We start from the raw sequence: 24,952 nt of genomic DNA, 5'->3' as shown, positions 1-24,952 counted from the left end.
TTACAGGCCCCGGCGCTCCTTGGAACACTCTGTTTCATCGCAGGCATCCTGCTCTCGATGAAACACTGGTTTCTTCCTGGACTGCTGCTGTGTTCGCTCCTGCTCACCTTTGCTATCGCTGCGGCAGCGAAGAGCCTCTCCGCCCCCATCTCATGGACTGCCGTGGCGCTGGTCTATCTTCTGCTCGGAGTTTTCTGCAGCGAGGCGCTTTCCACGGAAAGACCGCGCATGAAGGAAAATGGATCGTTGCAAGTTGTCACCGGTACGGTCGACAAGCTCGGACCGGTACGTAAGGTTTCTTCCGCTTCGCCCTTTTCACGCGAAACACGGGAAGAGCAGCGCCAGCAGGTAGATATTGATCTCGATGGTTCTTCAAGCACCGTGCGCTTGAACCTTTATGCAACTGTTACGGATACATTTCCACAGATTCACTGCGGAGACCGGCTTCGCGTCCCGTTGATTTTTCGTGAAGAAGAGCGCTACCGCGATCCCGGTGTCTGGGACGCGGCGGAATATCTGCGCAGCCAGGGGGTCGATGCCATGGCAAGCACGAATCTCTCGAAGGTCTCAGTGCTGCCGGGCCGCCAGCGCGCCAATTGGCGATGCCGCATTCACACCTGGCAGACAGCAGCAGGAGCGCACCTTATGACGCTTTCGGAGTTGCCCGCGCTTTTGCGAATGCCGGCGTTCCTGCGACTCAATCATGACGATTCCGCGATGCTCAGCGCCATGCTCACCAGCGACCGAACCTACCTTCAACGCCGCGTGCGCACTGAGTTCGAACGCACCGGATCGTTTCATCTGCTGGTGGTGTCGGGGCTGCATCTTGCCATCTTTTCCGGAATGCTTTTCTGGGTCGGCCATCGCCTCCGCTGGCCGCGCCTGCTTACAACTCTCTTCACCATCGCCGGATCGTTTGCTTACGCGGTCTTCACCGGTTTTGGAAGCCCAGTGGAACGGGCTTTCTGGATGGTCACCCTCTATCTCACCGGGCGGCTCCTGTGGCGGGATCGTGTTCCCATGAATACCATCGGACTGGTCGCACTCGGGATGCTGGCTATGCGACCGGCATCCCTGTTCGACTCCGGCTTCCAGATGACGCTTCTCTCCGTGATCGCTGTCGCGGGAATCGCAGTGCCCATGGCCGAGAAGAGCTTCGGCCCCTACGCGCATGCGATGCGCAATATCAACGTCATCAGAATCGATCCCGCACTCTCACCGCACCTTGCGCAGTTTCGCGTGCAGGTGCGCATGCTTGCATGGCATCTGCGCCCCGTAACCGGCAAGCTGGTCGCATGGCGAGTAATGCCCGGCGCATTGCGGCTGTCCTTTCGCATCGCAGAGGCTCTCGTCGTCTCCTGCGCGATCGAAAGCCTGATGGTGGTTCCGATGGCGGTTTACTTCCACCGCATCACGCTGGCGGCTCTTCCCGCCAACGTGATGCTTGTTCCGTTTCTCGGACTGCTGCTGCCCTCTGCCATGCTCACGTTTCTCTGCTCTGTAGTCTGCACACCACTCGCTTTTCTTCCCGCAGCCGTTACTGCGTGCATACTCCATTCGGTCACATTCATCGTCACAACTTTCTCCCACCTGCGCCTCGGTGACGTGCGAATCCCTGCCCCCTCCACGGCAGCAATTGTCTTGTGGATACTGCTGTCGGCGCTGGCTATGATCGCCGTGCGGCTTCCGCGCTACGCATTGCCCCTGGGCTGCGTGTTTCTGCTGCTGGCCACTACATGCGTGCTGTTCCCTCGCCCCATGCAGCGACGTGCGGCGACGCTTGAAATCAGCGCGATTGATGTTGGCCAGGGAGATGCGCTGTTGATCATTACTCCGGACGGCAAAACGCTCCTGATCGACGCTGGCGGCCTGGTAGGGGAATCGTCCGAGTCGAATTTCGACATCGGAGAAGACGTCGTATCGCCAGTCCTCTGGTCGCGTGGCATTCGACAGCTCGATGCCGTGGCCCTCACTCATGGGCACGAAGATCACATCGGCGGAATGCATGCAGTGCTCGCGAACTTTCATCCGCGCGAGCTGTGGCTGGGCACCCACCCTGATGCGCCTGTTATCCAGCGGCTTCTTTCTGAAGCGCAATCGGCGGGCACGCGCGTCGTTCCCCGTAAAGCCGGAGAAAGTTTCCTCTTCGGGGAGTGCCCGGTGCAGGTGCTGGCTCCAGCTGCCGACTACCGCCCCGCCGCAACACCCGGCAATAATGACTCTCTCGTTTTGAAGATCGCTTATCGGGAAACCTCTGCGCTCGTTGAAGGCGACGCCGAAGCGCCGAGCGAGGCGCGCATGCTTGCCGCAGGCAACCTGCATGCTGACCTGCTCAAGGTAGGTCATCACGGCAGCCGAACCTCGACGACTCCTGCATTTCTCGCAGCCGTCTCACCCGGTTACGCAGCGATCTCCGTGGGAAGGCACAACTTCTATGGCCATCCACGCCGCGAAACACTCGAAAAGCTGCAGGCCGCAAAAGTGCTGACCTACCGCACGGACCTGCTTGGCATGAGCAGCTTCTACCTGGATGGAGCGGGAATCACAGCAGCGCCCTGGTCGGCCTCGCGATAACTTTTTCGATACGCAGCTCACCGCGCAGGTGTAGGATGCCTCCCAAGGAGGATTTTTCTTCCATGGGCGCACACGATGTCGATTCCTCGACACGAGACCTCCAGACCATCCCGCAACAAACCCCGCAAGAATTACGTGAAGAACAGCGAAAACTTCGCCGCCTGCAGATGATGATGGACATGGTGATGTCCGTGATCGGGCAGGATCCCTCTCTCACAGTGGAAGAAGCCTCCACGATGGTTGCTGACAGCCGCCGTGCCGCGCTGGCTATGTTTCCAGACAAGGAACTGGCCTACAACCTGATCTATAAACCGCGCCTGCAGCGGCTGATGCGGGAGCGTTACCGAATTCAATAAAACCAGTTTTATCTGGCCGAAAAACTATTTCTGATCGATTGCCGTCAGGCGAAAGGTAATCGTGCCCCAGAAGAGGCGCGCGCGCATCTGCACGGGCATGTGACGGTCATCATCCGTGTACCAGATCCAGATATTGCCGCGATTCTTCACCACTCCCGCATCCGCGGTCGGCTCGACACGCAGGGTCTGAAACGTTCCGGCGGGCGTCTTGATCTCTTCGTGCCCTTCAACCTTCATCGTGACAGGAATAGTCTTCTTCGCATCGCCCAGCGGGAACTGAAAGCTCTGCCCCACGGCCATCGGCTGCGAGGCCGCGTAAAAAATAGCGGAGAGAGAATCGCTCACGCACGATGGAATCGCTGCCTCCTGCTGACGGTTGATACCGGAGACCAGATTCTTCTCGTTAGAGACGGCCTTGCCATGAGCGTAGTCGAACCTGAGGTCGCCGTTGATCTGCCTGCGGCCCTCGATCAGCTGCTTGGAGAAGCTCTCGGAGCAGCCCGTGGTGCGATTAAAGGAAGACTGAAAGCGATCGCTCACGCGAAAGAGAAGATTGACCGCGCCGACCGTATCCCCGGTTACCGAGATACGCTGCATGTTGCCATCGGACTCCATGTGGAAGCTCGCGATTCCGGCTGGGAAGACGCGCCAGTCGACCGAATAGCTCAGCGTCTGCTTCGCCGGAAAACTGTAGCCGGCACGCGGCGCTGCAAGCGGCGGCAGGCTTTGCGCAGCAGCAAGCGCCGTTGACAGAGCACAAGCCAGGACGGGGAGGAAGCGATGACGCCAATTCAAATCGAAACTCACCTGCGCGAGGCTGCCGCGCCCAGAAATGAAAGCAAATTTACCGGGAAGTATATCCGCAGCGCGAGAACCGCATAAATCGCCAACGCGCCTATGAGTGCATTGTACTCACGATGCTTGCGATAGAGCGCGCCGGAAAATTCACCCGCCTCACCGCCGATATTTGCAGCCGTGAGACGAGGCAGCAGACGCGGCACCCGCGCGGCATACGCATCGAAGCCTGAGAACTTCGAACGCAGAAAAGCCTCTTCCGAGCGAATGACCGGAACATAGATGACGGCAAAGAGCACAGCCAGCGCAACGACGATCCAGATGCTTCGCGACGCGAAAGCGAAGCCGAAGGCAATCATCATCGAGCCCAGGTACAGCGGGTTGCGCGTGTAGGCGTAAGGGCCGGTCGTCGTCAGCTCGGCGTTCTTCTTTACATATCCTGAGGCATAGGCGCGCAGGCCCACACCCGGAACGACCAGCAACAGGCTGAGCAGCGCGAACGTCCAGGTAGGCTGCGCGAGCAGCAGGTAAAGCAGCGCAAAAACAAATCCAAGCGGCACGCGAATTCGCCGCGCAATCCTGCTCCAACCGCCAGCCATCTACTTCGTACCCTCCAGTAATTCCATCGCAGCCGCTATTACGGCCTGCGGTTCAATCGTCAGCAGCCCCGCTTCGGGTTCAGCATGGCGGGTGTGGTCGCGCTTGCTTTCCGGATGTCGCAGCACGCGGAACCGGCCGCCGAACGGACCGTTTCTCGCCGGATCGGTCGGGCCGAAAATCCCTACTACTGGTTTACCCAATGCCGACGCCAGATGCAACGGACCTGTATCCCCAGCGATGGCCAGCGATGCCTTGCGCGTGATCGCGATCAGCTCGATCAGCGTCGGCTGAACCACGACGGCTTTGCCCCCGCTCACGCGGCTCAATTCCTCGGCCAGAGAGGCCTCTCCTGGCCCGGCATTTACAACCACACCATATCCGGAGGCGTTAAGACTCTGCGCCACGGCGGCGTAACGCTCGACAGGCCAGCGCTTGGCGCCCCATCCGGCGCCGGGATTGATCAGCACGAAGGGCTGAGGCAGCTCTGCGGCCAACGCCTCCGCACGCTCCTCAACCGGCAGCAGCGGAGCCATCAGCGGCAACTGCTCGCCTGCAATCGCATTTGCAACTTCGACGGCCTGCTCGATCACGTGCACACCGCCGGTGGGAATCTTCTCACCAAAAAACAATTTCGCTGCCGGCTCGCGAGGCTTCTCCTCACCGATCATCCGGGCAGCTTTTGCGGAACGCCCAATCAGCGCCGAACGCACCGCGCCCTGCAGGTCGAGACACACATCGTAGCGCTCCCGCTTGAGTTCGCTGCGCATCTGCCCGATCTGGCGCAAAGTGGCAGCGCTCAGCGGGGAGCGCGCCCATTGCTTGGCCGGAACGATGTGAATGCGATCCACCAGCGGCATGCCGGGGCCGCGCTGCTCACAGCCGTCGGCAGCAAGCAGCCCCCGCCACTGAGGTTCGATGGCCCAGCCAAGATACCAATGCGGATGCGCGGCGCGGAGAGCGGTGATCGCGGGCAGCGCGTGCAGGATATCCCCCATCGCGCCCAGCCGCATCACCAGTACACGTAACTGCGGATTCGTTGTCGGCAACTTCTTATTTTCTCATGGCGAAAGACTGCAGGAACGCGCTCACGGCTGCCTCATCCTCGAAAGTAACTTCGAGACGAGCTGCTGCCAACGGAGCTGCGGCCTCAAGCTGTTGCCGCTGAACCGGCGAGAGCCTGACCCAGTCTTTTTCTGTCGTCACAAACGACTCGGCTCTCTTTTCTCTCAGTTGCCGCAGCAGCTCTTCAATATCCTGCTCGGAATAACGGTGATGATCGCGGAAAGCGAGCGTGGCCACAGGTTCCACTCCCTCGCGTTGCAATCCCGCAAAAAACTCCGCAGGCCGCGCAATTCCGCAGAAGGCCAACGGGCGCGGCGCGCTCTCGAGGCGCATACGGCGCGATTGAATCCAGACGGGAGCGGCTGCCCCATGCCTGCGAGCCTGTTCTTCGAGATGCCTGTCTTCACTGCGAATCACGATCGCGGAAGCACGCCGCAGCGAGGCCAACGGTTCGCGCAGGTCCCCGGCAGGCAGCAGGCGCTCTTCAAAATCGCTTGTGTGGAGGACCACAATATCAGCGTCGCGAGCGAGCTGGCGATGCTGAAAGCCATCGTCAAGCAGGTGAACCGATCCGCTCGCACCAGACTTCTCCGCCAGCAAACCGGCTTCGTAGCGGCTGGGGCCAACGTATACCGGCACTCCCGTTCTTGCCGCAATCAGCAGCGGCTCATCCCCAAAGTCCTCCGCAGAGCCATCCGGATTGACCCGGCTTACTTCCTGCGAAGTGCGGCCATATCCGCGCGAGAGCACATCGGCATGGATGTCCTGCATCTGTAGCATGCGAACCAGTTCCATCACTACGGGTGTCTTGCCGGAGCCGCCCGCGGAAAGATTGCCCACGCTGATCACCGGCCATTGCAGTCGCTTCTGCGCGATCCATTCGCGGTCATAGGCCGTATTCTTGAGCGCAACAGCGGCCGCATACAGAGGGTTGAAAGCAGCGAGCGCGGCGCGGCTCATTGCGATTCCCCGACAATCTCGAGCAATGCAGAGACAGCACGCGCGGTCGCGCCCGCCTCTGCTTTGAAGACCGCAAGCGCGTTCGCTCCCAGGTTCGCTGCCTCCTGCGGGTTGGATAGCAGCCCTCGCACGGTGGCCGCGAGCGAAGCAGCATCGCTGATCATCACTCCATCCGACTCGCGTAGTTTCTCAACAATCGCGCGGAAGTTCTCATAATGCGGACCCATCACCACGGGAACACCGAACTGTGCGGGCTCCAGCGGGTTATGTCCGCCTGCATTGAGAAAGCCGCCGCCGATGATCGCAACAGACGCCAGCGCATACACAGAAGCCAGCTCGCCGATGGAGTCAAGCAGTACGACCGTTCCCGGTTCGAGCCTGGCGGGTTGCTGCGCCCACTCCGACCGGCGAACAAAATTCCGGCTGCGGCTCCGGAGCAGCGTGGACACCGCATCGAAACGTTCCGGGTGTCGCGGAGCCAAGATCAGCACTGCATCCGGGGGTATCGCATCGAGAACGATCTCTTCCTCGCCAGCAAGGGTCGAACCTGCGACGATCACATGCGTTCCCTCGGCTACATTCTGTTGGAGAACCTCAATAATGGCGACCGACTTCGCCGCGCGAATGTCGTACTTCAGATTTCCGCCAACGCGAACGTTGCTGGCTCCGATGGCCTGCAGACGTTCCGCATCCAGTTCGCTCTGCGCCAGTACGGTACGAAAGCCATTCAAAAGGCGCCTCCACAGAAACCGAAGCCGCATGTAGCGCGGCCACGACCGGTCAGAGATACGGGCATTCACAACTGCCACAGGAACTCCCGCAGTACGGCACTCGTGCAACATGCGCGGCCAGAACTCTGTCTCCAGCAGAACGACCAGCCCCGGCTGCAATGCTTTCAGCCACGCGCGCACGGCAAAGGCGAAGTCGAGGGGAAAATAGAAGACCGAATCCTCGCCGAAGCGTTCCCGTGCAATCTTCTGCCCGGTGCGCGTCGTCGTCGAGATCATCACGCGCCACGCGGGGAGTGCCGTCCTCAATTCCGCGATGAGGCCGCTTGCGGCAATCACCTCGCCAACGGAGACAGCGTGCACCCAAATAACAGGCTTCGCATCCGCATGCCTTACGCGAACGGGAACGATGCCCAGGCGCTCGCTCAACCCTTCGCGATACTTCCCGCTGGTAACCATACGGAAAAGCCACCATGGCGCCGTAACAGACAGGGCCAGCAGAAGCGCGAGACTGTAGAAGGAGAGCATTCGCTTACGATTCCCACTTTACTGAAGTCTTAAGCGAAGATGATAATCGTCCCAGACAATATGCGCCTTCCGCTCCGCCTCTGCCTTGCATCTACGCTCGTCTTTTCGGCAACGGCAATGCTGGCTTCGGACCATGCCGCACCCCCTTTTGAAGATGCCTCTCATTACGCCGCGAACGACAATCATCCCGACGAACATGTTGTGATCGCAGCCGAGCCCTTCGATACGAAGAAAAAAACAGAGATTTTCCGCGTCGACTACCTCAAGCACAAGTTCATGCCCATCCGCATCATCGTCACCAACAACAGCGACGCAAAGATCTCGCTCGAACAGGCGCGCATCCACTTCATTACGGCCAACGGCCAGGTCATTCCGGCCGCGGAACCAGATGACGTGGACCGCCGCATGACAGACATCAGCAATACCGGCAGGAAAATTCCAATGCCCGCCCCATTGCCTCCGCTGGGCGGCAAACCGAAGACACCGGATGCAAAGATCCAGCAGGACTTCGACCAGTTCGAATATGCGGACATCAGCGTGGCGCCGCACACGACCAAGGCGGGTTTCCTCTTCTATGACATGCAGGGGTTAGGAAGCGAACCACTGCTGGGCGCGAAGCTTGAATTCAGGAAGGTTCAGGACGTGGACGGCAAGGAACTCTTCTCCTTCGAAATTCCGTTCGATAGCTATCTCGCGGCGGAGAAGAAGAAGTAGTCAGGCTCTCCACTTCTTAAAGCTGTCATTCCGAACGAAGTGAGGAACCTGCTTTTCCCCTGCCCGGCCGGCACCAACAATAGATATTTCGTATCAGGGCACGACTTTAGTCGTGCCATAACAATCGAACGGGTTGGGGCTTCAGCCCCTGTGATTTGGCTGTTCAGCGGCTAAAGCCGACGATTGTGGGGACTTATGCGGCACGACTGAAGTCGTGCCCTGATACAAAACAAACCTCTGATACAAACCGATGACACAGACTGCTGACACAAGAGCCTAACAGCAAGCCGGAAAGAGAGCTTTGACACAAGGCTTGCCGGTCCCGCAACAAAACCGCTAGACGCCCTTCTTCTGCGGCTCCCAGACATACTTGTGGATCTGCAGACTCAACCGGGCCTTCAGCCCATCCTCCAGCATCCAGTTCACAAGCTCGCTTGGGTCGAGTAGCGCGTTGATCGTACTTCGCTCCGGCACAGGAGTCTTCGTGAACGCGGGTGAGAGCAGGATCTGCCCGGCACGCGATTCCAGCTCATGCTTGCGTATGAACTCGCGCGCATACTCGTAATCTGGACGGCCTGTGATCACAAACTTGACCTCATCGCGCTGCGTAAGCTGCTCCAGGTTTGACATGCGGAAGCGCGAGGCCTCGCCGGAACCCGGACACTTTACGTCGATGATGCGATGCACCGCCGTGGGCACATTGTCGACAGGGCGCTCGCCGCTGGTCTCGATCATCAGCTCATAGCCTGAATCCAGCAGGCGCTGCATCAGGGGAACCAGCTCACGCTCCTGCAACAACGGCTCGCCGCCGGTGAACTCCACCAGCTTCACCGGAGCCAGCTTCTCGATCTCGGCAACCACTTCGTCCTCGGTCAGCTTATAGCCGCCGGTGAAGGTGTACTCCGAGTCGCACCAGGAGCAGCGCAGGTTACAGCCCGCCAGCCGCACAAAGATGCAGGGCACGCCGGCGAAGCTCGACTCGCCTTGAACCGACTTGTAAATTTCGATCAGGTACAAGGCTTTACTCGTAGTACGTCGCGTAGGTCGTGTCGGTCTCGAAGATAGTGCAGTCCTTCACGTGAACGCGGCCCTTGGTCAGCTCGGCAACCTGCTTGCTGGTCTCGTCGAAGAAGTACTTCGCAAGATTCTCTGCCGAAGGATTGATCTCCGTGAAAGGCTCCAGATCGTTGATCATGCGGTGATCGAGATACTCAATGATCGGATGCATGACCACCTTCAGATCCTTGAAGTCCATCAGCAGGCCAGAGGGATCCAGTTCCTTGCCGCGCAGGGTGACATGCACCTTGTAATTGTGTCCGTGTGGGTATTCGCACTTGCCGCGATAGTTCCGCAGGTAGTGCCCTGACGAGAAATCGCGTTCTACTGTAATTTCGAACATTGCCGGGTAACTCTCTTTATCAACTTTTGGGCGGAATAGCCCTTTCTCTATTGTAGCTTCTATGGCCCGCCAGGGCTCAGTTACTGCCGCTTAGACCGCTCCCGGATCCGGCGCTCTTCATTCCGCCGGTCGACCTGCTCGAACATCGCCGTCATTACCCCCAGGAAGGCGACGATCAGGCCGCCAAGCAGCAGAAACAGCGAGATCGTCTTCCAAAGCGATCCGTTGCCGGGCAGCCCCTGCTGGAACTGGCTGCTGAACGCCGTCATGCCGCAGGAGAGCAGCGAAAACAGCATCAGGGTAGCCGCGAGAATGTAGAGGTTACGGGCCATCCCGTTCATGCTACTCGTTTTCTGGACGGAAAAAGTCCTCGACCTGCGCGATATCCTGCGTCACGCGGTAAGGCGGCAGGCTGTCGAGGAAGACCTTGCCGTACCGCTGCCGCTGGATGCGCGGGTCAAGCAGCATCAGCACGCCCCGATCATCGAGCGAGCGGATGAGCCGTCCAAAGCCCTGCTTCAGCGTGATGACCGCCGAGGGTACCTGGTATTCAAAGAACGGGCTGCCGCCGTTATCCTCCACGGCGCGCATCCGTGCCTGCACCACGGGATCAGAAGGTACGGCAAAGGGCAGCCGGTCTACAATGACGCAGCTCAGCGCCTCACCCTGCACATCCACACCCTGCCAGAAGCTCGACGTGCCGAAGAGCACCGCATTCGGCGTCCGGCGAAACTCCTCGATCAGCTTCTGCCTCGGCGCGCTGCCCTGCAACAGTAATGGATAGCCCACCTCCATCAGCAGGCGCTCATAGACATCCTGCATCTGCTGGTAGCTGGTAAAGAGGCAGAAGGCACGGCCCTCTGTGATCTCAAGCACGCGGCGAATGCGCCGGATGGCTTCATTCTGAAACTCGCGGTCGCGCGGATCGGGCATGTCCGGCGGCAGATAGAGCAACGCCTGCTGCGCATACCGGAAGTGCGATGGCACGATCATCTCTCGCGCATCGTTCAGGCCGAGACGCTTGCGAATGTGCGCAAAGCCACCCTGCACCGTTAGCGTGGCCGAGGTCAGCACGACACTGGAAAAGTTCTCGAAAACCAGCTCTGCCAACAGGTCGGAGACATCGATCGGCGTGGCCTGCAGATGTGTCGAAAGCGATGCCGCACGTCCCTTCACGCCGCGACGCTCCAGCCAGAAGACAGTGTTTTTTTCTCCGGCCTCAAGCAGAAAACGCAGGTGCTCGCGCATGTCGGCAGCACGCTTGCGCAGCGCCGGAGCTTCGTCCACTCCGCGCAGCCGCTCCAGTTCACCCTCAAGGCGTTGCAATGAGTTTCTGACTCCGAGATACAGGTCGCCGTGGTTCTCAAGAAAATCTTCACGGTCGGTGAAGCGGATACGCCCTTCGAGCGCAGCGCCACGCGGCAACACGGAGAAGAACAGCCGCGCCCGTTCGCGTGCCGTTTGTGCCGCCGAGATAATCTCCGCACTCAGCGAGTGCTTGGCGCGCAGCATCATTTCTATGTCACGTGCCAACTCTTCAAATCGAACGTTGCTGAGGCTGATACCGAAGTAGTTCGAAGCCACATCCTCAAGCTCGTGCGCCTCATCGAAGATGACAACATCGGCATCGGGCAGCACTCCAACATCGGGAGCATTCTTCGCCTGCTGCTTGATAGCCAGATCGGCAAAGAACAGGTGGTGATTCACGATCACCACGTCGCTTTCCGCGGCCTTGCGGCGCATCTCGGTGATGAAGCAACGCTCGTAATCGGGGCAGCTCTGGCCAAGGCAGGCCTCGCCGCGGGCGTCGAGCTTCGGCCAAAGCAGGCTCGTCTCCGGAAGCTCGGCAATTTCAGCACGGTCGCCGGTTTCGGTCGTCTTTTCCCACTCGGCGATTGCCTGGTACTGCGCGATCTCTTCCAGTCCCGACAGGATCGGCTGGCTGCGCAGCGCGTACAGCTTGTGCCGGCAAAGATAATTGGCGCGCCCCTTCATGTAGCAAACACGCAATGGGCCGAGCAGGGATTCGAGGAACGGCAAGTCTTTGAAAAATAGCTGTTCCTGGAGATTCTTCGTCCCTGTCGAGACGATCACCCGCTTGCCCAGCCGCAGCGCCGGCAGCAGATAAGCCAGGGTCTTTCCGGTGCCGGTGCCGGCTTCGACAATCAGGTGCCGGTCTTCAGTAATGGCCTTCTCCACCGCCTGCGCCATCTCGAGCTGGCCCTTGCGAAACTCGTAGGGCAGTTCAGAGCGCGACAGTACCCCGCCGGGAGCGAAAAACTCGTACAGCGAGGGAAGCGACGGCACGGTTTGTGTAGTCGAGGACACGGGGCTGCCAGCTCAAAAGGAGACTTTCTTAGGATAGCCGCTTCAGGCAAAAAAAAGGTGAAGATCGACGTTGGCCGGATGAGGGGTCGCGATCTTCACCGTGTGAATAACCTGAAACGGAACGACTTACGGAGTCGCCCCGGTTTGGAACTTCAGCGTCGCCAGCGACAGGCGGTACTGGTACTGGGCGTTCGTGTTCCCAATCGCCGCGTCGGTCTGCTGGTATTGCGCCTGGCTCAGTTCCACGATCGAACTCAGCCCCAGCTTGTAACGGGTTTCAGCAAGCTTCAGCGCCATGTTCGCCTGGTTCAGCAGGTCGGCCGTCACGCTGACTCGTTGATAGGCCGTGGCTGCCGCGAGCCATGACGTGCGCACGTCGCGCACGATCTGGTTGCGCAATCCACGCGCCTGCTCCGAGTCGGCCTTGGCGCGGAAGGTCGCTTCCTTGGCCTGGGCGGAATAGAGAAATCCGTTGAAGACCGGAATGCTCACATTTACGCCCACGCCGCCCCACCAGTTGTTGAGGTAGTAGTTCGATCCTGGACGCTCCGGAACAGTTCCGGCCGTTCCAAGAGCGCTGATCGAAGGCAGCATCTGGTCGCGCTGTGCGTGCGCAAACTTCTCCGCCGATTGCTCGCCGAGAGAAAGCGCCTGCAAGTCAGGACGCTGCTGCAACGCCATATCGATCAGCGGCTGCGCATCGTCCGGCGGCGGAGTCAACGCCGAGGTCTCATCCACCAGTTGATACGTAACCTGGTGATCGAGCCCTAGCACTTCGTCGAGCGCTGCCATCGTCGAGTCGGCATTGTTCTTCGCATCGAGCTGCAACAACTTCGCCTGCGATGAGTTCACGCTGGCAAAGCTCAGGTCGAGGTCCGACTTCAGATGGCTCTTCGTCATCTCGCCGACCTGCTTCTGCGTTACATCACGTGTATCCACGTTCTGCTGCGCGACCTTCAACATCGCCTGCGCCTGCAGTGCGTCGTAGAAGGCCTGGTCTGTCGCCAGCACAATGTCCTCGGTCGTAGCGAGGGCGGTTGCGTTCTGCGCCTTCTCCTGCAGCTTGGCCGAGGCGACGAGATTTCTCGTGCGCCCGAAGTCGGTGACGAGTTGGCTCACATTCATGCCCGCGCCTGCATGCTCGAACAGGCGCGAAGCTGTCAGCGAGCCCGCGGAGATGCGGCTGGCATCTTCTGCATCCATCGCCGTCACATTAGCGACCGCGGTCGGAAGCTCGGGCGCTCTCGACTCGCGAACCGCCTGGTGCTGCGCCATGGCTAACAAGCGTTGCACGCTGATGTGCGGATTATTCTTGATCGCCATCTGCTCCGCCTGCTCGCGCGTCATCGACTCCTGCCCCTGCGGGACAGTAACGCCGGTGGTCATTTGCTTCTGCGGCGTTTCAGCGAGAGCCAGCTGCACGGGTGGAGCATCCGGCAACTGCTTCGGCGCCTGCTGCGCAGTTGCCGCGCAGCAGACCGTTGCGAACAATACCAGGACGGCGTTGTGCGTAGTTTTTTGGATTCCCATTGCCCTATGCCTTCCCTTCTGCGAACTGCTCGCGTTCCCTGCGGTCGTGCACGATCAGGTACACAGCCGGAACCAGGAAGATGGTGACGACCACGGAGACACCGAGGCCTCCAATGATCGCCCGCGCCAGCGGAGCATACTGCTCGCTGCCGGCCTCGATGCCGAGCGCCATCGGAATCATGCCCAGCAACGTCGCCAGCGACGTCATCAGGATCGGACGCAGACGGATCTTGCACGACTGCACCACCGAATCGAGCAGCGAGTAGCCCTGTTCATGAAGAGTGCCTGCGAACTCCACGATCAGAATGCTGTTCGAAACGACAATGCCGGTCATCATGATCACGCCCATCAGCGACATGATGTTGAGCGTGCTGTGCGTCAGCACAAGGATCATCACCACACCGGCAAGACCAGGCGGAATCGCCATGAGGATGATGAACGGATCGACGAACGACGTGAACTGCGCCATCAGGATCAGGTACACCAGCGCAATCGAGAGCAGCAGGCCGACTCCGAAACGCAGGAACGATTCGTTCATGCTGTTAACCGCGCCGCGGATGTTAATGCGCGTGTTCTTCGGAGTTTGCACCTGGCTCACAAGCTTCGTAACTTCCTTGTTGACCTTTTCGAGCGCTTCGGTCGAAGGCATCACGTAGACATCGATCACGCGGCGTATCTGGTAGTGATCGACTTCCGTCGGTGTATCGATCTGCTTCAGGTTTACGACGGATTGCAGGGGTGTGTAGTCCTTCGAGTTCTGCGAACGCAGAGGAATATTCCGGAAGTCCTCCATGTTCATGCTGCCGATCTGCTTGTTCGAGTACTGTACGGTCAGCATGTAGTTGTTTCCGGTGTTGGGATCGATCCAGTAGCTCGGCGCAATGACACCGTTCGAAGTGAGAGCAGTGATGACGTTGTCCACCACCTCTTTTGGAGAAAGCCCGATCAGGCTGGCGCGCTCACGATCGATGTTCATCTCGATACCTGGATAGGTAAGATCCTGCGGGATGTACACGTCGCTCACCGAGTGCAGCTGCTTCAGCTTCTGCGCCAGATTTTGCGCGATTTTGAAAGAGCCATTCATGTCGTTCGACTGAATCTGGATGTCGATCGGAGCAGGCAGTCCCTGGTTGATCACCGAGTCGACCAGGCCGCCAGCCTGGAAGTACGTCGTAAGCTCAGGCATATCTGTCGAGAGCTCGCGGCGAACCTTCTCCATGTAGGCGTAGCTGCCCACCTTGTGGTCTTCCTTCAAACTCACCTGGACAAATGCCGTATCCATCGCGGCGTTGCTGGTGTAGATCGAAGAAAGGTCAGGCGTGACGCCGATGTTCGACACGATCATTCCGAGATCGTCCTTCGAAACAACCTGCCGGATCTCCTGCTCCACGCGCGCAATGTAGTCGTTGCTCACTTCAATGCGGGTGCCGCTCGGGCACTTCACATTGATCACAAACTGACCGGGATCGGTGCGCGGAAAATACGCTTTGCCGAGGAACGGAAACAGCACTACGAGGATAAGAACAATCGATCCAAGGATGACAATCGCCGTGAACTTCGGCTTCTGCATGGCCCGGTTAGCCGCCGCTTCGTACTTGTTCAGCAGCACCTGGAAATAGCGATTGAAGCCGTCGATCAGCTTCTTGAAGAACGAAGGCTTCTTCGCTTCATGCCCCGCTTCATCGTGATGATGAATCCGGATAAACGTCGAGCAGTAGAGCGGCACCACCGTCATCGCGAAAATGTACGACGCGAAGATGGAGAGCACGACGCCCAGCGCAAGATCGCTGAAGATGTACTTACTCACACCCGACAGAAAGCTCACCGGGAAAAATACGATCGACGTTGTAGATGTCGCCGCCAGCACGGCCAGCGAAACCTCCATGCCGCCCTTTTCCGCTGCTTCCCGCGGAGCCGTTCCCATTTCCATGTAACGGAAAATATTCTCGAGCACGACCACGGAGTCATCGATCAGTCGTGAGAACGCCAGCGCCAGGCCACCGAGCAGCATGGTGTTGATCGATCCGCCCATCGCCTTCATGAGCAACAGGCAAACCAGCGCCGACAGCGGAATCGACAGCAGCACGGCAAAGGTCGCACGCGGGCTGCCGAGAAAAACGAGAATCATGATACTGGTCAGGAAGAGACCGATACCGGCTTCCTTCAACAGGTTCTTGATCGCGCCCTTCACGAAAAGCGACTGGTCAAAAACAATAGCCGTCTTCAGCGATGCGGGAATATCGACGAGGTCCTTGATCGCCGACCTCATACCGTTGACTATGGTAATGGTGTTGCTGTCTCCGCCCTGCTTCAACACCGGGATATAGACCGAACGCTGGCCATCGATACGCACGATGTTTGTCTGGATCGCGCCCGCATCTTCCGCATGGCCGATATCTCCAACCATTACCGAGGCGTTGCCTACCGACTTCAACGGCAGCGAGTTGATCTGCTGCGCGCTCGGAACCTGGCTGTTCGCGTAAATGTTATAGTCACGGTTACCGATTCGCACGTCGCCCGCCGGCAGAATGAGGTTGGAGTTATTTACCGCTCCCACCACGTCCATCAGGCTCATGTTGTGCGCTTCCAGCTTCAGCGGATCGACGAAGACCTGGATCTGGCGATAGGTTCCACCGAAAGGCTGCGGAACCGACGCGCCCGAAACGTGCGCAATCTGGTTGCGGACCTGGAACTGTGCAAGATCCTTCAGGTGCGTCTCGTTGAGGCCTTGCCCCTTAAGCGTCACCAGGCAGACCGGCTGGTTCGATGCATCCATGCCAAGCACCACCGGAGGCAGCGTGCCCGGTGGCAATCGTCTTAGATCGGCCATGGCCAGGTTCGAGATATTACTGAGCGCAGCGTTGGGATCGGTGCCCGGCTTGAAGTACACCTTGATCAGGCTGACGCCGGTAAGCGAGCGCGATTCAATGTGCTCGATATTACTGCCGAGCGTGAAGAAGCGTTCGAAGGTGTCGGTGATATCCGCCTCGATCTGTTGCGGCGGCATGCCTGAATAGAACGTGGCAACGACTACGACCGGCATATCGATTTTGGGAAACAAATCGACCGGCATACTTGTGACGCCTACGACGCCGACAAGCAGCACGACCATGCAGGCCATGATGATGAAGAAGGGATACTTGAGGGCAAACTTCGGCATTACTGCTGCCCTCCATTCGTGGAGCTGCTCGAATCGCGCTTCACATCCACCGCGGAGTCCTGTTCCTCATGAGGCTGAACCTTCTCACCGGCCTGGAACTTGGACTGGCCGCCGTCGATGACACGTTCGCCTTCGCGCAAGCCACCGGTGACTTCAATCAGTTCCGAACCCTGCAGACCCGTCTGGATAGCGCGCTGCTGGACCTCGTTGTTCGAATCCACTACCAGCACTGCCTGCTTGTCGCCGTCATGCACCACCGCTTCCACCGGAACGGTGAGGATTCCTTCCTTGTGCTCGAGAGACAGCTCCGTATTCGCGTACATGCCCGGTGTCAGCGACAGATCCTTGTTCGGTACATCGATTTCCGTCTGCATGGTGCGGGTCGCAGGATCGAGGTCGCGGGTAAAGCGCACCACCATACCGGTCAGCGAACGGCCGAGCGCATCCACACGCACCTGCATGCTCTGACCGACGTGCACGTAGCGAACGGCGTTCTCAGGCACCGGCACGCGCAAACGCAGCAGGTCGCTTTGTGCCAGCTTCACCACCGGGAGCGATTGCTGGTCTGAAGATGTTCCGGCCTGGATCAGCGCGCCGGTATCGGCATAGCGCCAGGTGATCACGCCGTCGAGCGGAGCCGTCACGCGCGTGTAGTCGTTCATGTCCTGCACACGCTGGCGATTGGCATCGGCGACGTCGGTGCCCTGGCGAGCAGCGGACAGGGCTGCCTTGGCTGCGTCTACCTGCGAAGCAGCAGCAAGATCCTTCGACTGGGCGTCGTCCAGTTCCTGTTGCGCGATGAGCCCCGGCTGCGCCTGCGAAGCCTGCTGAAGACGGTTGTAGTCCGCGTGCAGCGCACTGTAGATGGATTGCGCGCGGGCCACTTCATGCTGCGCGCGAGTGACCTCATCCTTGCTGCGGCCCAGCTCGGAGACACTGCCTTTCAATTGCGCGTCGAGTTCAGGCACCTCGAGCACAGCGAGCGTTTCTCCGCGATGCACCTTGTCGCCGATATCGACATAGATATGCCGGATGTAGCCGGAAACCTTGGCATGTACATCGACAACCTGGTACGGCTGAAACTGACCGGCGAGGCTCAGGGTATGGGAGATGGTTCCACGCTTCACGGTCACCACGCTCGCCGCCGGTACTTCCGGAGCGCGGGAAGCAGAGGAATCAGAGGAGTTACAGGCAACGAGCCCGGGGAGTCCAACAGCAGAGAGGCCAATCGCTGCAAACAGGGACAAAGACTTACGCATATTTACGCACCTATCCAAAGGTCTTGTTTAGGAAGACAGGGAGCCTGTCAGGCAGGCAAAGGTGCGTATTCAAATGGACCTACGGCACAGGCTTTGCAAACGACAGGAGACGATGGAGGAAGAATCAGGCGCGGAAAGGCGGAGGGCGGAAAAAGATGTGGCTCAGGGCCAGCACGAGCCGCGGGCGAAAGCGCAGTTCGGAGGACTGCAGACGTATAAGAAACGCGGAGCCAGCAAGCAGAGAAACACACGCCAGCAGCAGCGCAAGATTTGCGTCCGGGCCAAGGGTTTTCAGGCTATCGGGAGGATCTGGCTGAACGGATGCCTTCATCTCTACCGATGGCTGCTGCTCGCGTGAGAGCAGCTTCGCCTGCGGCATCTGTCGTGAAACAGCCTGCGGAGGATCGTACAACGAAAGCTTGTAAGCAAGGCCCCATGCAAACACAGCCATAGCCAACCCGAGGAACGTAAAGACGAACCAGGAGGCAAAGCGCCGTTTTTTCGAGGCAGAAGTCATGGTTGAAATCAGGTGCTGGCAGCGAATGCGAACAGGGGGATCACTTTTACTCTAGCGCACGCCACCCGCCGGGCTCAAGCGCTGAGCCGCCGCGAGATAAACCTAAGTGTTTGACGGCAATCACTTGGAATCGTTTTTTACGGTTGGGGTTGTGGCTCCCGCGCCTGAATTCCCTCGCCGATCGCTCCCTGGTGATCGAGCTTCGCGTTCAGCCACTCCACCATCTGCTTTTCCCAATCCGGAACATTCGGCAGCTTATACCACCCGCCGGTACCGTGATGCCCTCCGGGAATGAGGATGATCCTGCTGTCTACCCCAACAGCCTGCAAAGCATTCTGCAGATTGATGGCCTCGGAAAAGGGGATGTATTCATCCTTATCGCCAAGGATTTGCAGAAAGGGCGGATCGTCCTTCGACACATATGTCAGGGCGGCCGACTCGTGCAGTGTCTGCGCCACGCCCTTCGCCTGAATTTCATGGTCCAGCAAAGCATGGACGTCCTGGTTCACCGGAACCAGCGCAAAGGTGCTTTGCGCGTAAAGAGTCACCACGGCATTGGCGCGAGCGCTTTCACGATCCACCGGATCCTGCGCCTTCGGATCACCGGGCGCGCTCAGGACACCCACCATGTTGCTCAGAAAACCACCGGCCGAGCCGCCGACCAGCACGATCTTCTGGGGATCGGCATCCCACTGCTTCGCGTTGTAACGCAGATAGCGCACCGCCCGCTCGGTGTCATACACCATATCCGGGTAGGGGTACTGCGGAGCCAGCCGGTAATTGATGGAAAAGACCGCATAACCCGCCGGCGCGAGAAAATCCGCGCAATATGCTTCGCTTCCGCTCTTGCTGTCGCCACGCCGGTATCCGCCGCCGTGAATGACGATTGCGATGGGATGCGGTCCCGGGCCCTTCGGAGCGTAATAGTCCATCGTCAGCTTCTGGCCGTCGGCCTCGCCATAAACCAGCCCCTCCCGCGTGGGAGTGCGCTCGGCGATAGCCGTCGCAACGGAAAGGGTGATGAAAATAAGACAGAACAGCGCCGCTCGGCATCCGGAAAATTTCATAGGAGATGACGTTATCCCGCCGCGATGCTCCCATACAACCGGTTTCAACGTCTCTAAGGTAACGAGCCAGATCGCAATTGTTGAGAAATGACTTGATTTACGACAACTTCCGCGCTTTTCTTGATCGATTTCCATGTTCGCGGCACGAGGTTTGAGAGACAATTTCCCGAAACGATGAAGCCGCGCACGAAGACAACCATGAAAGACGTCGCCAAGCTGGCTGGCGTGTCCATTTCAACCGTTTCTGCCGTCGTGAACGACCGGGTGCCAGTTAGCCCAGCCAGGAAGAAGCAGGTACTCGCTGCCATGGCTGCGCTCGACTTTCAGCCGGATGCGATCGCCCGCGGCCTGAAAACAGGCAGGACAAACGTCATCGGCGTCATCGTTCCCGATATCACAAACGCCTTTTACCCCGAAGTAATTCGTGGAGTAGAAGATACAGCACGCAAAGCCGGATACAGCGTGCTCCTCTGCGACTCGAACGAAGAACCCGCCAACGAAGCCAACCACCTCAATACGCTCTTCTCACGACGCGTCGACGGCGTGCTGCTCGCCTGCTGCACTGACTCCACCAGTTACGCCCATGCCGCCCGCCGCGGATGCCCGGTCGTGTTCATTGACCGTATTCCGCCCGTTTCCATGAGCGGATCGGTCAGCACCGACAATCTGCAGGCCGGAAACATGGCCACCCGCTACCTCATCGATCTGGGTCACGAAAAGATCGCGATCCTTGCCGGGCATCTCGGCCTGTCTCCCCACCGGGACCGCCTCGAAGGTTTTCGCAAAGCCATGCAGGAAGCTCATCTCCCCATTCGAGACGAATACCTGATCGCAGGCGATATTCAAATAGAGGGCGGCGTGGCAGCCTGCCGGAAACTTCTGCAGCTCGACGCTCCGCCCACAGCCATCATGGTCAGCAACAACAAGCTACTGCTCGGGGTTTTGCAGGCACTCGATGAGCTGAACATGAAGGTTCCGGAAGAAGTCAGCCTGCTGGGATTCGACGACTATATCTGGAATCGCTATTTCAATCCCAGCCTCACCGCGGTGGCGCAATCCACGATGGAAATGGGCAAGGCCGCCTGCGAGCTGCTGCTTCGAACCATCGACAACAACGATGAGGCGCCGGTCGTGCAGCACCTTCGCCTGCCGGCCGAGTTGAGGGTACGCGCTTCCACAACCTCTCCCCGCGTACGAAGCCACGCCTGACACGCCAGGAAGCCCAAATCCCTCCATAAACTAGGAAGCTCAGGCCCATAACGATAGAATCAAGGATGTGTTTGACCGTCTCTTGAGGGAACGGCGTTCACCGAGAGAGCCCATTTGAAACACACCAGCAAAAAACCGAAGCGCCCCGCCAATACCGCCCGGACGATTCCCGAGAGCGGCATGGCTGCAAAAGACCTGCCCGTATTTGCCATCGTCGGCCGTCCGAATGTAGGAAAATCGACGCTCTTTAACCGCCTTACCGGCTCGCGCCGCTCCATCGTCGGCGATGAACCAGGAATCACCCGCGACCGCATCTACGGCGAGGTCGAGTGGGCTGGGCGCAAAGTTCGCCTGGTGGATACCGGCGGCGTCGTTCCCGACGATATCGAGCTGATTCCATCCGAAATTTATCGCCAGGCCCAGGTCGCCTACGACGAAGCCGAAGTGATTGTGATGGTCGTCGACGGCCGCTCTGAACTGGCCTCGCCCGACATCGATCTCGCGCGCCTGCTCATCCGTTCCGGGAAGCCTATCATCCTGGCTGTCAACAAGATCGACACCCCGGCCATGGAAGCGGGAGCAGAAAATTTCCGCCGCCTTGGCGTGCATAACGTCATTCCCATCTCGGCCGAGCACGGCCACGGCATCGCCGACCTGCTGGACGAGGTTTTCGAACTGCTTCCGGAGCGGGAAACCGTCCCCGAAGAAAATGAAGCCGAGCCTGTATCTGAGGACGGAGAAGAAACCGCCGCGACCGTGCATCGCACCCACGGCGAATTCCAGCAGAACGAGACGCGCCTCGCCATTATCGGACGCCCGAATGTGGGTAAATCGACCCTGCTGAACGCACTTACGGGGACCCAGCGGGCCATTGTCTCGCCCATCGCAGGAACCACCCGCGACGCCGTCGACGAAGTCATCGAGTACAACGGCCAGACGCTGCGAATTATCGACACCGCCGGTATCCGCCGCAAAGGCAAGACCGAACTGATGGCGGAAAAGCTTTCGGTCGTAATGGCGCGGCGTCACCTCGAAGCGGCAGATGTTTCCCTGCTCGTCATCGACGCGTCGCAGGGCGTCACTGCATCAGACGCGACCATCGGCGGCTATGCGCATGAGAGCGGCCGCTCCGTCGTAATTGTCATTAATAAGTGGGACCTCGTCACCACCGCCCGCACTGACGGCAAGCCCCCGGCAGACATGAAGGTTTTCGAGGAGCAGGTGCGCTACCACCTGAAGTACCTCGATTACGCGCCGATCGTCTTTCTTTCAGCCGCAACCGCCAACAAGGACAGCCGCCGCCTGCAGCGCGTGCTCGATACCGCCATTCGCGTCGCGGCAGAACGGCGCAAGCGCGTTTCCACCGGCCAGATGAACCGCTTCCTGGACCACGTGGACTTCCAGAAGGCTGGCGTTCCGCTCAGCAAGCGGATGCGCATCCTTTATATGACCCAGGCCGCAGTGGCTCCGCCGACCTTCGTGCTCTTCACCGACCGCGACGTAAAGCTGCACTTCTCCTTCGAGCGCTTCCTTCAGAACCAGATTCGCGAAGCATTCGGGTTCGAGGGCTCGCCGATCTGGTTCAAGATCAAGGCGCGGAACAAGAAAACGGAAGAGTAGCCGCAATGTCCCAGATACGCTTCGCTACTCCCTCGGATATTCCCGTCATCCTCGAACTGATCCACGCTCTCGCCGAATATGAGCGCGAGCCGCACTCCGTCGAGATGACGGCGGAGCAGCTTCTTCGCGACGGCTTCGGCGACGAACGCTTCTATGAATGCCTCATCGCAGACGAAGACGGAACCGCAGCAGGCTTCGCGTTATTCTTCCCGATTTATTCCACCTGGCAGGGACGCAGCCTGCATCTCGAAGATCTCTTCGTAAAGCCGGAGTTTCGAGGCCGCGGCATCGGCAAGGCCCTGCTGAAGCAGGTCGCGTCCATCGCCGCCGAACGCGGCTGCTCGCGCCTGCAGTGGGATGTGCTCGAGTGGAACCAGCCGGCCATCGATTTTTATCGCAGCCTGAATGCGAACATGCTCACGGAGTGGCGCCGCATGCGCGTCACCGGCGACGCGCTCACGCAACTGGCTGCTGAAGGAACCCTGTCATGAAGTTGAAGATTATCGGCGGAGGACTCGCCGGTCCTGAAGCTGCGTTGGTCGCCGCCCGCATGGGCTGCGAGGTCGACCTTTACGAGATGCGGCCCGTCCGCAACACCCCCGCGCACCAGACCTCTGACTTCGGCGAGCTGGTCTGCTCGAACTCGCTGAAATCTGAAAGCGAAAATACAGCTCCCTGGCTGCTGAAAGCCGAGATGCGACGCGCCAATTCTCCGCTGCTGGCCTGCGCCGATGCCAGTGCCGTCCCGGCTGGACACGCCCTTGCCGTCGATCGCGTTGAGTTCTCGCGGCTGATCGCGCAGGCCATCGAGGCAGAGCCGCGCATCCGCGTTCACCGTGAGGAAGTGACCTCGCTCGATCCCGAAGACGGACTCACGATTCTTGCCAGCGGCCCGCTGACATCGTCCGCCCTTTCGCAGGAGATTTCGCGGCTCACCGGCGGCGAGCACCTTTCCTTCTACGATTCCATCAGTCCCATCGTCGAGTCCGATTCGATCAACCAGGAGCGCGTCTATATGGCCGCACGCTGGGACAAGGGCACAGCCGACTACATCAACTGCCCGATGAACAAGGAAGAATACGACGCCTTTTACGATGCACTCGTCTCCGCCGAGCAGGTAAAGGAAAAAGAGTGGGAAAAGCTCGACTACTTCGAAGGCTGTCTTCCGATTGAAGAGCTGGCGCGGCGGGGCCGCGACACCCTCCGCTTCGGCTGCATGAAACCGGTCGGGCTGCGCGACCCGCGCACCGGAAAAACTCCTTGGGCAGTGGTGCAGCTTCGCTGCGAAAATCTCCGCGCCGACTCCTACAACCTCGTCGGCTTCCAGAACCACCTGAAATACGGCGAGCAGGCGCGTATCCTGCGGATGATTCCCGGCCTCGAGAACGCAAAGTTTTCGCGCTACGGCCAGATTCATCGCAACACCTACATCGACGCGCCGCGCATCCTGACGGAAACCCTGCAAATGAAGGACTATCCCGGCATTCTCTTCGCCGGGCAGCTTTCGGGCGTGGAAGGCTACACCGAATCGATCGCCACCGGCATGCTGGCCGGCATCTATGCGGCCACGATCGCCCAGGGGGGCACCGCAATTCCCGTCCCGCGACGGACGGGCCTTGGCTCACTCATCCACTACATCACACACTACGAAGGCAAGCGCTTCGACCCGGCAAATATCACCTTCGACCTGATCGAGCCGCTAGAGGAAGAGACGCGAAAGAAGATTCGCGATAAAAAGGAGCGCCACAAGATCCAGTGCGACCGGGCGCTCGAGGCCTTCGACGGCTGGTGGCAGCACGCATCCCAACCTGGCAACTTCGCGATACGATAGAACGTTATGACGAATGCCCGATCGCGCGCCGTAGTCTGCCTCTCAGGAGGCATGGATTCGGCTGTCTGCGCTGCTCTTGCCGCCCGCGACCACGATGCCTACGCCCTGCACTTCAGCTATGGCCAGCGCACTGAAGCTCGCGAACTCGAAAGCGCCAGCAATGTCGCTAAGAATCTGAATTTCAAGGACTTGCTGCACCTGAAGATCGACATCTTCCGCGTCATCGGCGGCTCCGCGCTCACCGATGCATCGATCGATGTGCCGAAAGCTCCCGAGCATGAGCCAATTGGGGAATCTGTACCCGTCACCTACGTCCCTTTTCGCAACGCGCATTTCCTTTCCGCGGCCGTCAGCTGGGCCGAGGTTTTGGGGGCAGAAACGATCTATATTGGGGCCGTAGAGCAGGATAGCTCCGGTTATCCCGACTGCAGGCCAGCCTATTATGAAGCCTTTCAGCAACTTATCCGCACAGGGACAAAAGAGGGAAGCATCAAAATTGCCACCCCGCTCATCCATCTACGGAAGAGCCAGATCGTCTCCCTGGGCCTTGAACTTGGTGCGCCGCTGGATTTAACGTGGTCGTGCTACTCGGGCGCGGAAAGAGCGTGCGGCGAATGCGATAGCTGTGTTCTGCGGCTCCGGGCCTTCGAAGAGGCGGGTACATCCGACCTCATTCCTTATGTAACCCAGAAGCTCTAAGCCAGCGATGGAAACA

The 24,952-nt window shown here is 59.3% G+C and carries 22 protein-coding genes; 8 read left to right on the top strand and 14 right to left on the bottom strand.

What is annotated here, in order from left to right; all coding sequences use genetic code 11:
- The first annotated feature begins 57 nt into the window (after nucleotides 1-57).
- Together LJD29_RS11605 and LJD29_RS11600 are read left to right on the top strand one after the other, a co-directional pair.
- Nucleotides 58-2,574 (top strand): ComEC/Rec2 family competence protein, encoded by a 2,517-nt coding sequence (locus LJD29_RS11605; RefSeq protein WP_446741697.1) that lies wholly within the window; start codon nucleotides 58-60, stop codon nucleotides 2,572-2,574.
- Between the two features lie 62 nt (nucleotides 2,575-2,636).
- Nucleotides 2,637-2,930, top strand: coding sequence for a hypothetical protein (locus LJD29_RS11600; protein WP_446741696.1), 294 nt, complete (start codon nucleotides 2,637-2,639; stop codon nucleotides 2,928-2,930).
- Nucleotides 2,931-2,954: 24 nt separating this feature from the next.
- Here LJD29_RS11600 and LJD29_RS11595 read toward each other — a convergent pair whose 3' ends face one another.
- Genes LJD29_RS11595 through LJD29_RS11575 form a run of 5 tightly spaced genes read right to left on the bottom strand, consistent with a single transcriptional unit; the run spans nucleotide 2,955 to nucleotide 7,603 of the window.
- Entirely contained in the window at nucleotides 2,955-3,725 is a 771-nt protein-coding gene (locus LJD29_RS11595) for a DUF3108 domain-containing protein (RefSeq protein ID WP_446741695.1), read from the bottom strand.
- A gap of 8 nt (nucleotides 3,726-3,733) precedes the next feature.
- On the bottom strand, nucleotides 3,734-4,324 hold the full coding sequence (locus tag LJD29_RS11590) for a methyltransferase family protein (protein WP_446741694.1): 591 nt from the start codon (nucleotides 4,322-4,324) through the stop codon (nucleotides 3,734-3,736).
- Complete coding sequence (locus tag LJD29_RS11585; RefSeq protein ID WP_446741693.1) at nucleotides 4,325-5,371, bottom strand: glycosyltransferase family 9 protein; 1,047 nt, start codon at nucleotides 5,369-5,371, stop codon at nucleotides 4,325-4,327. It lies immediately after the preceding gene.
- 4 nt (nucleotides 5,372-5,375) lie between these two features.
- Complete coding sequence (lpxK, locus tag LJD29_RS11580; protein ID WP_446741692.1) at nucleotides 5,376-6,347, bottom strand: tetraacyldisaccharide 4'-kinase; 972 nt, start codon at nucleotides 6,345-6,347, stop codon at nucleotides 5,376-5,378.
- Nucleotides 6,344-7,603 (bottom strand): 3-deoxy-D-manno-octulosonic acid transferase, encoded by a 1,260-nt coding sequence (locus tag LJD29_RS11575; protein WP_446741691.1) that lies wholly within the window; start codon nucleotides 7,601-7,603, stop codon nucleotides 6,344-6,346. Before LJD29_RS11575 ends, lpxK begins: the two co-directional genes overlap by 4 nt.
- A 60-nt stretch (nucleotides 7,604-7,663) precedes the next feature.
- Between LJD29_RS11575 and LJD29_RS11570 the strand changes: the two genes are divergently transcribed.
- Nucleotides 7,664-8,317, top strand: a complete 654-nt coding sequence (locus LJD29_RS11570; protein ID WP_446741690.1) for a hypothetical protein — start codon at nucleotides 7,664-7,666, stop codon at nucleotides 8,315-8,317.
- Between the two features lie 336 nt (nucleotides 8,318-8,653).
- On the opposite strand, the gene LJD29_RS11565 is transcribed toward LJD29_RS11570, so the two are convergent.
- The 9 genes from LJD29_RS11565 to LJD29_RS11525 form a co-directional block, all read right to left on the bottom strand.
- On the bottom strand, nucleotides 8,654-9,334 hold the full coding sequence (locus tag LJD29_RS11565; protein WP_446741689.1) for a radical SAM protein: 681 nt from the start codon (nucleotides 9,332-9,334) through the stop codon (nucleotides 8,654-8,656).
- 4 nt (nucleotides 9,335-9,338) lie between these two features.
- A complete protein-coding gene (queD, locus tag LJD29_RS11560) occupies nucleotides 9,339-9,716 on the bottom strand; it encodes a 6-carboxytetrahydropterin synthase QueD (RefSeq protein WP_446741688.1) in 378 nt (125 codons plus the stop codon).
- Between the two features lie 80 nt (nucleotides 9,717-9,796).
- Nucleotides 9,797-10,057 (bottom strand): hypothetical protein, encoded by a 261-nt coding sequence (locus tag LJD29_RS11555; RefSeq protein ID WP_446741687.1) that lies wholly within the window; start codon nucleotides 10,055-10,057, stop codon nucleotides 9,797-9,799.
- Nucleotide 10,058: 1 nt separating this feature from the next.
- Nucleotides 10,059-12,044 carry a DNA repair helicase YoaA gene (gene yoaA, locus LJD29_RS11550; RefSeq protein WP_446741686.1) on the bottom strand — a complete coding sequence of 662 codons (1,986 nt, stop codon included), beginning with the start codon at nucleotides 12,042-12,044 and terminating at the stop codon, nucleotides 10,059-10,061.
- Nucleotides 12,045-12,170: 126 nt separating this feature from the next.
- A complete protein-coding gene (locus tag LJD29_RS11545) occupies nucleotides 12,171-13,574 on the bottom strand; it encodes a TolC family protein (protein ID WP_446741685.1) in 1,404 nt (467 codons plus the stop codon).
- A gap of 4 nt (nucleotides 13,575-13,578) precedes the next feature.
- A complete protein-coding gene (locus LJD29_RS11540) occupies nucleotides 13,579-16,734 on the bottom strand; it encodes an efflux RND transporter permease subunit (RefSeq protein WP_446741684.1) in 3,156 nt (1,051 codons plus the stop codon).
- Complete coding sequence (locus tag LJD29_RS11535; RefSeq protein WP_446741683.1) at nucleotides 16,734-17,993, bottom strand: efflux RND transporter periplasmic adaptor subunit; 1,260 nt, start codon at nucleotides 17,991-17,993, stop codon at nucleotides 16,734-16,736. Before LJD29_RS11535 ends, LJD29_RS11540 begins: the two co-directional genes overlap by 1 nt.
- A gap of 124 nt (nucleotides 17,994-18,117) precedes the next feature.
- Entirely contained in the window at nucleotides 18,118-18,510 is a 393-nt protein-coding gene (locus LJD29_RS11530) for a hypothetical protein (protein ID WP_446741682.1), read from the bottom strand.
- A gap of 137 nt (nucleotides 18,511-18,647) precedes the next feature.
- The gene (locus tag LJD29_RS11525; RefSeq protein WP_446741681.1) at nucleotides 18,648-19,577 is read right to left on the bottom strand and encodes an alpha/beta hydrolase; all 930 of its coding nucleotides are present in this window, start codon (nucleotides 19,575-19,577) and stop codon (nucleotides 18,648-18,650) included.
- 198 nt (nucleotides 19,578-19,775) lie between these two features.
- On the opposite strand from LJD29_RS11525, the gene LJD29_RS11520 reads away from it, so the two are divergent.
- The 5 genes from LJD29_RS11520 (at nucleotide 19,776) to queC (ending at nucleotide 24,936) form a co-directional block, all read left to right on the top strand.
- Complete coding sequence (locus LJD29_RS11520; RefSeq protein WP_446741680.1) at nucleotides 19,776-20,786, top strand: LacI family DNA-binding transcriptional regulator; 1,011 nt, start codon at nucleotides 19,776-19,778, stop codon at nucleotides 20,784-20,786.
- 180 nt (nucleotides 20,787-20,966) lie between these two features.
- Nucleotides 20,967-22,406, top strand: a complete 1,440-nt coding sequence (gene der, locus LJD29_RS11515) for a ribosome biogenesis GTPase Der (RefSeq protein WP_446745897.1) — start codon at nucleotides 20,967-20,969, stop codon at nucleotides 22,404-22,406.
- A 5-nt stretch (nucleotides 22,407-22,411) separates the two neighbouring features.
- Nucleotides 22,412-22,897, top strand: a complete 486-nt coding sequence (locus LJD29_RS11510; protein ID WP_446741679.1) for a GNAT family N-acetyltransferase — start codon at nucleotides 22,412-22,414, stop codon at nucleotides 22,895-22,897.
- Nucleotides 22,894-24,237, top strand: coding sequence for a methylenetetrahydrofolate--tRNA-(uracil(54)-C(5))-methyltransferase (FADH(2)-oxidizing) TrmFO (gene trmFO / locus LJD29_RS11505; RefSeq protein WP_446741678.1), 1,344 nt, complete (start codon nucleotides 22,894-22,896; stop codon nucleotides 24,235-24,237). Before LJD29_RS11510 ends, trmFO begins: the two co-directional genes overlap by 4 nt.
- A gap of 6 nt (nucleotides 24,238-24,243) precedes the next feature.
- Nucleotides 24,244-24,936: a 7-cyano-7-deazaguanine synthase QueC gene (gene queC, locus LJD29_RS11500; protein WP_446741677.1), complete on the top strand. Its 693-nt coding sequence runs from the start codon at nucleotides 24,244-24,246 to the stop codon at nucleotides 24,934-24,936.
- Nucleotides 24,937-24,952 lie beyond the last annotated feature (16 nt).

Origin of the sequence: Silvibacterium acidisoli (assembly GCA_022870745.1) — a bacterium.
Taxonomy (GTDB): Bacteria; Acidobacteriota; Terriglobia; order Terriglobales; family Acidobacteriaceae; genus Silvibacterium.
The sequence above is the reverse complement of the archived record's forward strand: the minus strand, read 5'-3'. Positions and strand labels throughout refer to the sequence as shown.

Bases quoted from the DNA above. Each gene is read 5' to 3' on its own strand.
- LJD29_RS11605 (WP_446741697.1), top strand. From the start codon at position 58: ATGAAACACTGGTTTCTTCCTGGACTGCTGCTGTGTTCGCTCCTGCTC.
- LJD29_RS11540 (WP_446741684.1), bottom strand. From the start codon at position 16,734: ATGCCGAAGTTTGCCCTCAAGTATCCCTTCTTCATCATCATGGCCTGC.
- LJD29_RS11535 (WP_446741683.1), bottom strand. From the start codon at position 17,993: ATGCGTAAGTCTTTGTCCCTGTTTGCAGCGATTGGCCTCTCTGCTGTT.
- queD (WP_446741688.1), bottom strand. From the start codon at position 9,716: ATGTTCGAAATTACAGTAGAACGCGATTTCTCGTCAGGGCACTACCTG.
- LJD29_RS11590 (WP_446741694.1), bottom strand. From the start codon at position 4,324: ATGGCTGGCGGTTGGAGCAGGATTGCGCGGCGAATTCGCGTGCCGCTT.
- LJD29_RS11525 (WP_446741681.1), bottom strand. From the start codon at position 19,577: ATGAAATTTTCCGGATGCCGAGCGGCGCTGTTCTGTCTTATTTTCATC.
- LJD29_RS11545 (WP_446741685.1), bottom strand. From the start codon at position 13,574: ATGGGAATCCAAAAAACTACGCACAACGCCGTCCTGGTATTGTTCGCA.
- lpxK (WP_446741692.1), bottom strand. From the start codon at position 6,347: ATGAGCCGCGCCGCGCTCGCTGCTTTCAACCCTCTGTATGCGGCCGCT.
- LJD29_RS11575 (WP_446741691.1), bottom strand. From the start codon at position 7,603: ATGCTCTCCTTCTACAGTCTCGCGCTTCTGCTGGCCCTGTCTGTTACG.
- trmFO (WP_446741678.1), top strand. From the start codon at position 22,894: ATGAAGTTGAAGATTATCGGCGGAGGACTCGCCGGTCCTGAAGCTGCG.
- LJD29_RS11600 (WP_446741696.1), top strand. From the start codon at position 2,637: ATGGGCGCACACGATGTCGATTCCTCGACACGAGACCTCCAGACCATC.
- LJD29_RS11530 (WP_446741682.1), bottom strand. From the start codon at position 18,510: ATGACTTCTGCCTCGAAAAAACGGCGCTTTGCCTCCTGGTTCGTCTTT.
- LJD29_RS11570 (WP_446741690.1), top strand. From the start codon at position 7,664: ATGCGCCTTCCGCTCCGCCTCTGCCTTGCATCTACGCTCGTCTTTTCG.
- der (WP_446745897.1), top strand. From the start codon at position 20,967: ATGGCTGCAAAAGACCTGCCCGTATTTGCCATCGTCGGCCGTCCGAAT.
- LJD29_RS11510 (WP_446741679.1), top strand. From the start codon at position 22,412: ATGTCCCAGATACGCTTCGCTACTCCCTCGGATATTCCCGTCATCCTC.
- queC (WP_446741677.1), top strand. From the start codon at position 24,244: ATGACGAATGCCCGATCGCGCGCCGTAGTCTGCCTCTCAGGAGGCATG.
- LJD29_RS11555 (WP_446741687.1), bottom strand. From the start codon at position 10,057: ATGAACGGGATGGCCCGTAACCTCTACATTCTCGCGGCTACCCTGATG.
- LJD29_RS11520 (WP_446741680.1), top strand. From the start codon at position 19,776: ATGAAAGACGTCGCCAAGCTGGCTGGCGTGTCCATTTCAACCGTTTCT.